Origin of the sequence: Streptomyces sp. NPDC004065, from assembly GCF_044903565.1 — a bacterium.
Lineage (GTDB): Bacteria > Actinomycetota > Actinomycetes > Streptomycetales > Streptomycetaceae > Streptomyces.
The window spans coordinates 67,017-75,340 of record NZ_JBJDQT010000003.1; the positions used below are offsets into that span (position 1 = coordinate 67,017).

The window sequence follows — 8,324 nt, forward strand, 5'->3', positions numbered from 1 at the left end:
CCTGATGGACGAGCAGCAGCGTGGTTCCGCGGCCGCGGCGGTGTTCGACGCCCTGGGAGCCGAGTACGAGAAGGCGTTCGCGGGGTCGGCCGCGCACCGGTCGTCGCTCCAGTGGCTTCTCGGCCGGCTCGCGCCCGGCGGCCGGGTGCTGGACGTGGGCAGCGGAACGGGCCGGCCCACGGCCGAGACCCTCGCCGGCGCGGGGCACGAGGTGCTGGGCGTCGACGTCTCCCCGGTCATGGTGGACATCGCCACGCGGCAGGTGCCCGGGGCGTCCTTCCAGTGCGCCGACATTCGCGAACTTCCCCTGGACGACGCCTTGTTCGACGCGGTGTGCGTGTACTTCTCGCTGCTGCAGATGTCCCGCGACGAGCAGGAGCGGCTGCTGCGCCGGCTCGTGCGGGCGCTCAGGCCGGGCGGCAGCCTGGCCGTCGCCACGGTGCCCCTGGACGTGGAGGACGCGGAGGGCGTCTTCATGGGGCAGAGGGTGCGGGTGACGAGCTTCGCCGCCGAGGACTTCACCGCGAAGGTCACCGGGGCGGGCCTGTCGGTCGTGTCCGAGGAGAGCGTGCTGTTCACCCCCGCCCACCCGGACGCCGTACCCGAGCCCCATCTCTTCCTCCACTGCGTCCGGGAGGGAGACGTCGCCGTGGTCGCCGCGCGCTGATGACCGGCTCGGCGGGTTCGTGCTGCGGCACTTGGGTTCGCCCGGGGCGGGCGGGACGGGACGGGGCGGGGGCGGTCGGGGCGAGGCGGGACGGACGGGCGGGAAGCCGGAGGGGCCTGGCCCGGCTTCCCGCCCGCAGGCCCGGTGTGTGCGACGACGGCCATGGTCCGCGCGGCCGCCGGACGCTTGACGTCCCGTCGGGTCCGGGTCGCTAGCCGATGGCCACGCCCGAGGGGCCGTTGCCCACGGGTACCGTGGCGATCACCCTCTTGGTGAGGGGGTTGATCACCGAGACGTTGTCGGACAGCAGGTTCGTGACGAAGACGCGGCCGAACGCGGGGTCGGCGGCGACTCCGGTCGGGGCCTGGCCGACGGGGATGGACTTCTTCACGGTGTTGGTGCGCAGGTCGATGTCGGACACGGTGCCGGCGCCCTGGTTGGCCACGTACGCACGCGGCCGCCAGCTCGTGACCGCGATGCCGTACGGGGTGGTGCCCACGGGCACGGTGGCCGTCACGGTGTTGGTCCTGGTGTTGATCACGGACACCGCGTCGGACCCCTGGTCGGTCACGTACGCACGCCCGGTGTACGGGTCCACGGCCACGGCGACCGGCGTGTCACCGACCGGGATGGTCGCCGTCACCGTGTTGGCCGAGTTGAGGACGGAGACGCTGTCGGAGTCGAGGTCCGTCACATACGTGCGGCCCGTCTTCTCGTCCACGCCGACGCCGAACGGGCTGGTGCCGACGGGGACGGTGGTGATCACCGTGTTGCTGAACGTGTTGATCACGGAGATCGTGGCGTCGGTCTCGTTGGCCACGTACGCGCGACCGAGCCTGTCGTTCACCGCGATCCCGTAGGGCCCGGCCCCCACCGGGATCGTGGCCGTCACCAGGTTCGTCCTGGTGTCGATGACGGAGACGCTGTTGCCGCCGTGGTTGGTCACGTAGGCCCTGTGGTACCTGTCGTCGACGTCGACCCCGGTGGGTGCGGCGCCCACCGGGACGGTCGCCGTGACCCTGTTGGTGACGGTGTTGATGACGGACACCGTGTTGTCGCTCTGGTTGGCGACGTAGGCGTGGAGGCGCAGGCCGGCTTGCTCCGTCCTGGGCGCCGGCGACTCCTGGGGCTGCGCCGAGGCGTGCGCCGTGGTGGCCGGCATCACGGCCGCGAGCAGCGCGGTGGCGGCGCCGAGTACCGACAGCCCGCCACGTCGGCGGAGTGCTCTCAGCGGGCCCCGGCCCGCGGCACGGCAGGGTGTCGGTGACTCGTGGGTGGCATGCATGGACTCTCCCGACAGTTCCGTGGTGTGAGGGGGAACGGTGGCGGCAGGGGGAACCGAGCGGGCTCGTGAACACCCCGTGGGGCCGTCAGGAGCGATCTTGTGGGACACCCGTGCGGCGCGCCACGTGGGGCGGCTGGACGGGCCACGCCTTCCACGCGGGCAGCGCACCCCGTCCCCCGAAGGGGCGGTGGTACGCCGCCGGTGTGCGCCCTCCCCGGACGGGCCGCGCACGGGGGCGCGGCCCACGACGGCGGAGCGGTCAGCCGAGTACCAGCGAGGCCGTGGCGCTGGAGGGGCCGAAGGCGGCCGTCCCCGCGAACGTCGCCGTGTAGCGGTTGCCGGCCAGGATGATCGTCTGCGGACTGACCGCGGCATTGCTCAGCTGCGCGACGCCGGAGGCGTTGGTGACGGCCGTGCCCAGGGTGGTGCTTCCGACCCGGAAGGTGATCGTCTGTCCGGGGACCGGTGTACCGGAGCCCTGGGTTTTCAGCGTGGCGGAGAGCGTGGAGAGGTGGGCGAGGCCGTCGGGGCCGACGGTGGCCGTGGCCGTGGCCGCGCTCAGCACGGTCGGTGTCGGGGCCCCGCTGGTGACCGTGTGGGTGAGGGCGGGTGAGGTCGAACCGTTGTGGGCGGCGCTGCCGTTGTAGACGGCGGTCAGCGCGTGCGCGCCGACGGTGAGCGCGGCCGTGGTGAGGGTGGCCACCCCGCCGCTGAGCGTGCCCGTACCGATCGGAACGGCTCCGTCGAGGAAGGTGACGGTCCCGGTGGGTGTGCCCGCGCCGGGGGGTGTGGCGGCGACCGTGGCGGTCAGTACGACGGACTGCCCGACCGTGGACGGGTTGGGCGCCGAGGTGAGTGCCGTGGTGGTGTTCGCCTTGTTGACGGTCTGCGGGTCGACGGGCGAGGTCGAACCGTTGTGGGTGGCGCTGCCGTTGTAGACGGCGGTCAGCGCGTGCGCGCCGGCGGTCAGCGCGGCCGTGGTGAGGGTGGCCACCCCGCCGCTGAGCGTGCCCGTACCGATCGGAACGGCTCCGTCGAGGAAGGTGACGGTCCCGGTGGGCGTTCCGCTGCCCGGCGCCGCCGGGGCCACCGTCGCTGTCAGCGTCTTCGCCTGACCGAACACCGACGGGTCCGGCGCCGACGTGAGAGCCGTGGTGGTGTCGGCCTTGTTGACGGTCTGCGGGTCGACCGGTGAGGTCGAACCGTTGTGGGTGGCGCTGCCGTTGTAGACGGCGGTCAGCGCGTGCGCGCCCACGGTGAGCGCGGCCGTGGTGAGGGTGGCCGTGCCCGCCGCCAGCGACGCCGTGCCCAGGGGCGTGGCACCGTCGAAGAAGGTGACCGTCCCCGTGGGCGTCCCACTGCCCGGCGCCACCGAGGCCACCGTCGCGGTCAGCGTCTTCGCCTGACCGAACACCGACGGGTCCGGCGCCGACGTGAGAGCCGTGGTGGTGTTCGCCTTGTTGACGGTCTGCGGGTCGGCCGGCGACGTGGAGCCGGTGAAGTCGGTGTCCCCGCTGTACACCGCGGTCAGGGAGTGGGCGCCGACGGTGAGACCGGACGTGGTGAAGGTGGCCACTCCCCCGCTGAGGGTGGCGGTGGCCAGGTGCGTGGCGCCGTCGAAGAAGTCGACCGTGCCCGTCGGCGTCCCCGCGCCCGGCGCCACGGCCGAGACGGTCGCGGTCAGGACCTTCGGCTGCCCGGACACCGACGGGTCCGGCGCGGAGACGAGCGTGGTCGCTGTGGCGGCCTTGTTGACGGTCTGCGGGTCGACCGGTGAGGTCGAACCGTTGTGGGTGGCGCTGCCGTTGTAGACGGCGGTCAGCGCGTGCGCGCCCACGGTGAGCGCGGCCGTGGTGAGGGTGGCCGTACCCGCCGCCAGCGACGCCGTGCCCAGGGGCGTGGCACCGTCGAAGAAGGTGACCGTCCCCGTGGGCGTCCCGCCGCCCGGCGGGAGCGCGGTGACGGTGGCGGTGAGGGTCTTGGCCTGCCCGAACACGGACGGGTCCGGCGCGGACGTCAACGTGGTCTCCGTGCCGGCCTTGTTGACGGTCTGCGTGTCGACGGGCGAGGTGGAACCGTTGTGGCCGGCGCTTCCGCTGTAGACGGCGGTCAGCGCGTGCGCCCCGACGGTGAGCCCGGCCGTGGTGAGCGTGGCCACCCCTCCGCTGAGCGTGCCCGTACCGATCGGAACGGCTCCGTCGAGGAAGGTGACCGTCCCGGTGGGCGTTCCGCTGCCCGGCGCCACCGTGGCCACCGTCGCGGTGAGGGTCTTCGGCTGCCCGAACACGGACGGGTCCGGCGCGGACGTCAGTGTGGTCGTCGTCGCCGCCGGGTCGACGGTCTGCGGGTCGGCCGGCGACGTGGATCCGGCGTGGTTGGCGTCGCCGTTGTACACCGCGGTCAGGGAGTGGGCGCCGACGGTGAGACCGGACGTGGTGAAGGTGGCCACTCCCCCGCTGAGGGTGGCGGTGGCCAGGTGCGTGGCGCCGTCGAAGAAGTCGACCGTGCCCGTCGGCGTCCCCGCGCCCGGCGCCACGGCCGAGACGGTCGCGGTCAGGACCTTCGGCTGCCCGGACACCGACGGGTCCGGCGCGGAGACGAGCGTGGTCGTCGTCGTGGCCGGGTCGACCGTCTGGGTGTCCACCGGTGACGTCGACGTCGCGAAGTCGGTGTCCCCGTTGTAGACGGCGGTCAGCGCGTGCGTCCCCGTGGCGAGTGCGGCCGTGGTGAGGGTGGCCACTCCGCCGCTGAGCGTGCCCGTGCCGATCGGAACGGCTCCGTCGAGGAAGGTGACCGTCCCGGTGGGGGTGCCGCTGCCCGGTGACAGCGCGGTGACGGTGGCCGTGAGGGTCTTCGGCTGCCCGAACACGGACGGGTTGGGCGCCGATGTGAGCGTCGTGGCCGTGGGGAAGAGGGCGAGCGGTGTGATGCTCACCGTGTCGTCCTCGTTGTTGGCGATGTACGCGAACGCGCCGTCGGGGGTGGCGGCCAGGCCGAAGGGACCGGCACCGGTGGTGAGGGTCCCGATGACCGTGTTCCCGGCGGTGGCGACGACGCTCACGGTGTCGTCGCCGTTGTCGGTCACGTACGCCTGCGAGCCGCCCGGACGGACGGCGACATGCACGGGAGCGGTGCCGACGGGGATCGTGGCGGTGACCGTGTTGCTCACGGTGCTGATGCGGCTCACCGTGTTGTCACCGTTGTCGGCGACGTAGACGGCCGTTCCGTCGGGTGTGATCGCCAGGCCGAGCGGGGCGGTGCCGACGGGGATCGTGCCGGTCACGGTGTTCGTGGCCGTGTTCACCACGCTGACCGTGGCGTCGGCCGAGTTGGTGACGTACACCCTGCTGCCGTCGGGCGTCACGGCGACGCCGAAGGGCGTGGCTCCCACGGGGACCGTGGCCGTGACCGTGTTCGTCGCGGTGGAGACGACGCTGACCGTGCCGTCGCCGGCGTTCGCCACGTACACGGTGGTCCCGTCCGGGGCGACCGCGACACCGAGGGGGACGGAACCGACCGTCACCGTGGCGACGACGGTGTTGGTGGAGGTGTCGATGACGCTCACGGTGTTCCCACCGGAGTCGGTGACGTACGCTCTGGCGCCCGAGGGGGTGACGGCCACCCAGAAGGGAATGGAGCCCGCTGGGATGGTGACGACGACCGCCTGGGTGGCGGTGTCGATGACGCTGACGGTGTCGTCGCCCTCGTTGGTCACGTACGCGGCGCTCCCGTCCGGGGTGATCGCCACCGCCGTGGGGAAGCTGCCGACCGCGACGGCCGGATCGAGTAGGGCTGCCGCCGCCTGTGGGCGGTTGAACACACGGAACCGGAGAAGCCGGCGCCACTGCGAGTCGGGTCGCTTGGGCATCATGGGGCCCCCTCACTGCTGTAGGTCCGTCACGGAGGTGGGGGCCCTGACAGTCGGCGGCCCGCGGGCGCGCCCCTTTTCCTGGCACGTCCCCGCGGCCGGCTTCAGCAAGCGCCCACCGGATCGCCTTCGGGCGCGTTCGCGGCGCGGCCGGAAAGGCTCGTCGTGTCCCGGGCAGGAGATGGGCGGTCCGCCGGGTCCTCGTAGCGCAAGTAGTGCACCGAACCGGCGCGTGACACCACCCATCGGACCGAAGAGTCACCCGTATGGTCCAGCCATACGAAGTTCCTGTGCCCTGTGTGCCCTGGGTTGCCCCGTGTGCTCCCCGGGGTCGACGAGCTCACCGCACCGGACGGTGCCCACGGGGTTGCCGACGACGCGGGACACAGTGCGCTCTGGGCCATCCGGGTGAATTGCGGGTGGGTGAGCTGGTGGACGGCGGGGGGCGGTGCGTTACTGGCGCTGCGACTACGCGGAGGATCGCCCACCTCCGTTCCGGGACCGATCGCAGTCCCGTGCGCGCCGTGGCCACACGGCCGACGAAATCAACGGTGGGTGCTCCCCGGAAGCCCGACCGCGTGAACCAGCCGGCACGCCCGCCGCACCCGCGGAGGCACACGGTGGGCGCGCGGGCCGGCTCGGCTGGGCAAGTCCTCGGTAGCCCCCATCTCCCGCAGGGACAACGGCACATAGGGGGCCCATCATGCCCAAGCAACCCGACTCGGCGTGGCGTCGACTGCTCCGGTTCCGTGTGTTCAGCCGCCCGCAGGTGGCGGCAGCCCTACTCGATCCGGCCGTCGCGGTCGGCAGCTTCCCCACGGCGGTGGCGATCACCCCGGACGGGAGCGCCGCGTACGTGACCAACGAGGGCGACGACACCGTCAGCGTCATCGACACCGCCACCCAGGCGGTCGTCGCCACCATCCCAGCGGGCTCCGTCCCCTTCTGGCCCGCGGTCACTCCGGACGGGACCACGGCGTACAGCACCAACTCCGGCGACGGCACGGTCAGCGTGATCGACACGGCGACCAACACCGTCGTCGCCACGGTCACGGTCGGTACCGTCCCCCTCGGTGTCGCGGTCGCCCCGGACGGGACGACCGCGTACGCGGCGAACGCCGGCGACGGCACGGTCAGCGTGATCGACACGGCGACGAACACCGTCACGGCCACCATCGCCGTCGGCGCCGCCCCGTTCGGCGTGGCCGTGACACCGGACGGGACGATCGTGTACGTCACCAACTCCGGGGACGGCACGGTCAGTGCCGTCGACACGGGCACACAGACCGTCACGGCCACCATCCCCGTGGGCGGCAACCCGCTCGGCATCGCGGTCCTTCCGGACGGATCGACGGCCTATGTCGCCAACAACGGTGACAACACGGTGAGTCTCATCGACACCGCCACCCAGACGGTCACGAACACGGTGGCGGTCGGTACGGCGCCGGTCGGGGTGGCAGCGGCTCCCGACGGCACGCACGTCTACGTCGCGGACAACGGCGACAACGCGGTGAGCGTGATCAACACCAGCAGTGAGACGGTCGTGGCCACCATCGCCGTCGGCTCGGCGCCGTTCGGCATCACCGTCACGCCCGACGGCAGCTCCGTGTACGTCGTCAACAACGGCGAGGACACGGTCAGTGTCACGGCGGCCGCACCCCTTCCCACGTCCACCGCGCTGACCTCGGCGCCTGATCCGTCGGTCTTCGGCCAGGCCAAGACGCTGACGGCAACGGTGACCGCCGTGGCACCCGGATCGGGAACACCGACCGGGACGGTCGACTTCTTCGACGGGGCCACCCTCATCGGCACCGCGTCACTCGTGGGCGGCACCGCCACGCTCGTCACGTCGTCGCTGTCGGTCGGATCCCATTCGTTGACCGCCACCTACAACGGCGATGCCGACTTCGCCGGCTCCACCTCGCCCATCGACACACAGACCGTCAACCAGGCCGACACCTCCACCACCCTCACCTCCGCGCCCGATCCCTCGGTCTTCGGTGAAGCCAAGACGCTGACGGCAACGGTGACCGCCGTAGCACCCGGATCCGGAACACCGACCGGGACGGTCGACTTCTTCGACGGGGCCACCCTCATCGGCACCGCCCCACTCGTGAGCGGCACCGCCACGCTCGTCACGTCATCGCTGTCGGTCGGATCCCACTCATTGACCGCCACCTACAACGGCGACGCGAGCTTCACCGGCTCCACCTCGCCGGTCGACATGCAAACCGTCAATCAAGCCGCCACCTCGACCGCACTCACGTCCGCGCCCGACCCCTCCGTCTTCGGCGAGACCAAGACCCTGACCGCGACCGTCACCGCCGTACCGCCCGGAGCCGGAACCCCCACCGGAACAGTCGACTTCTACGACGGCGCCACCCTCATCGGCACCGCCCCACTCGTAGGCGGCACCGCCACGCTCGTCACGTCATCGCTGTCGGTCGGATCCCACTCATTGACCGCCACCTACAACGGCGACGCGAGCTTCACCGGCTCCACCT

The 8,324-nt window shown here is 72.1% G+C and carries 4 protein-coding genes; 2 read left to right on the top strand and 2 right to left on the bottom strand.

Features of this window, described 5'->3' with window-relative positions; all coding sequences use genetic code 11:
• The first annotated feature begins 4 nt into the window (after nt 1-4).
• The gene (locus ACI2LW_RS06540; protein ID WP_404730192.1) at nt 5-667 is read left to right on the top strand and encodes a class I SAM-dependent methyltransferase; all 663 of its coding nucleotides are present in this window, start codon (nt 5-7) and stop codon (nt 665-667) included.
• Nucleotides 668-878: 211 nt separating this feature from the next.
• Here the strand turns inward: ACI2LW_RS06540 and ACI2LW_RS06545 are convergent, their stop codons facing one another.
• A complete protein-coding gene (locus ACI2LW_RS06545; protein WP_404730029.1) occupies nt 879-1,952 on the bottom strand; it encodes a cell surface protein in 1,074 nt (357 codons plus the stop codon).
• A 259-nt stretch (nt 1,953-2,211) separates the two neighbouring features.
• Nucleotides 2,212-5,823, bottom strand: a complete 3,612-nt coding sequence (locus ACI2LW_RS06550; RefSeq protein WP_404730030.1) for an Ig-like domain repeat protein — start codon at nt 5,821-5,823, stop codon at nt 2,212-2,214.
• Nucleotides 5,824-6,523: 700 nt separating this feature from the next.
• Here ACI2LW_RS06550 and ACI2LW_RS06555 point away from each other — a divergent pair.
• The coding region (locus ACI2LW_RS06555; RefSeq protein ID WP_404730031.1) for an Ig-like domain repeat protein at nt 6,524-8,324 on the top strand (1,801 nt) is incomplete at its 3' end.

Coding starts and splice junctions, on each gene's coding strand:
- ACI2LW_RS06540 (WP_404730192.1), top strand. CDS start 5: ATGGACGAGCAGCAGCGTGGTTCCGCGGCCGCGGCGGTGTTCGACGCC.
- ACI2LW_RS06550 (WP_404730030.1), bottom strand. CDS start 5,823: ATGATGCCCAAGCGACCCGACTCGCAGTGGCGCCGGCTTCTCCGGTTC.
- ACI2LW_RS06545 (WP_404730029.1), bottom strand. CDS start 1,952: ATGCATGCCACCCACGAGTCACCGACACCCTGCCGTGCCGCGGGCCGG.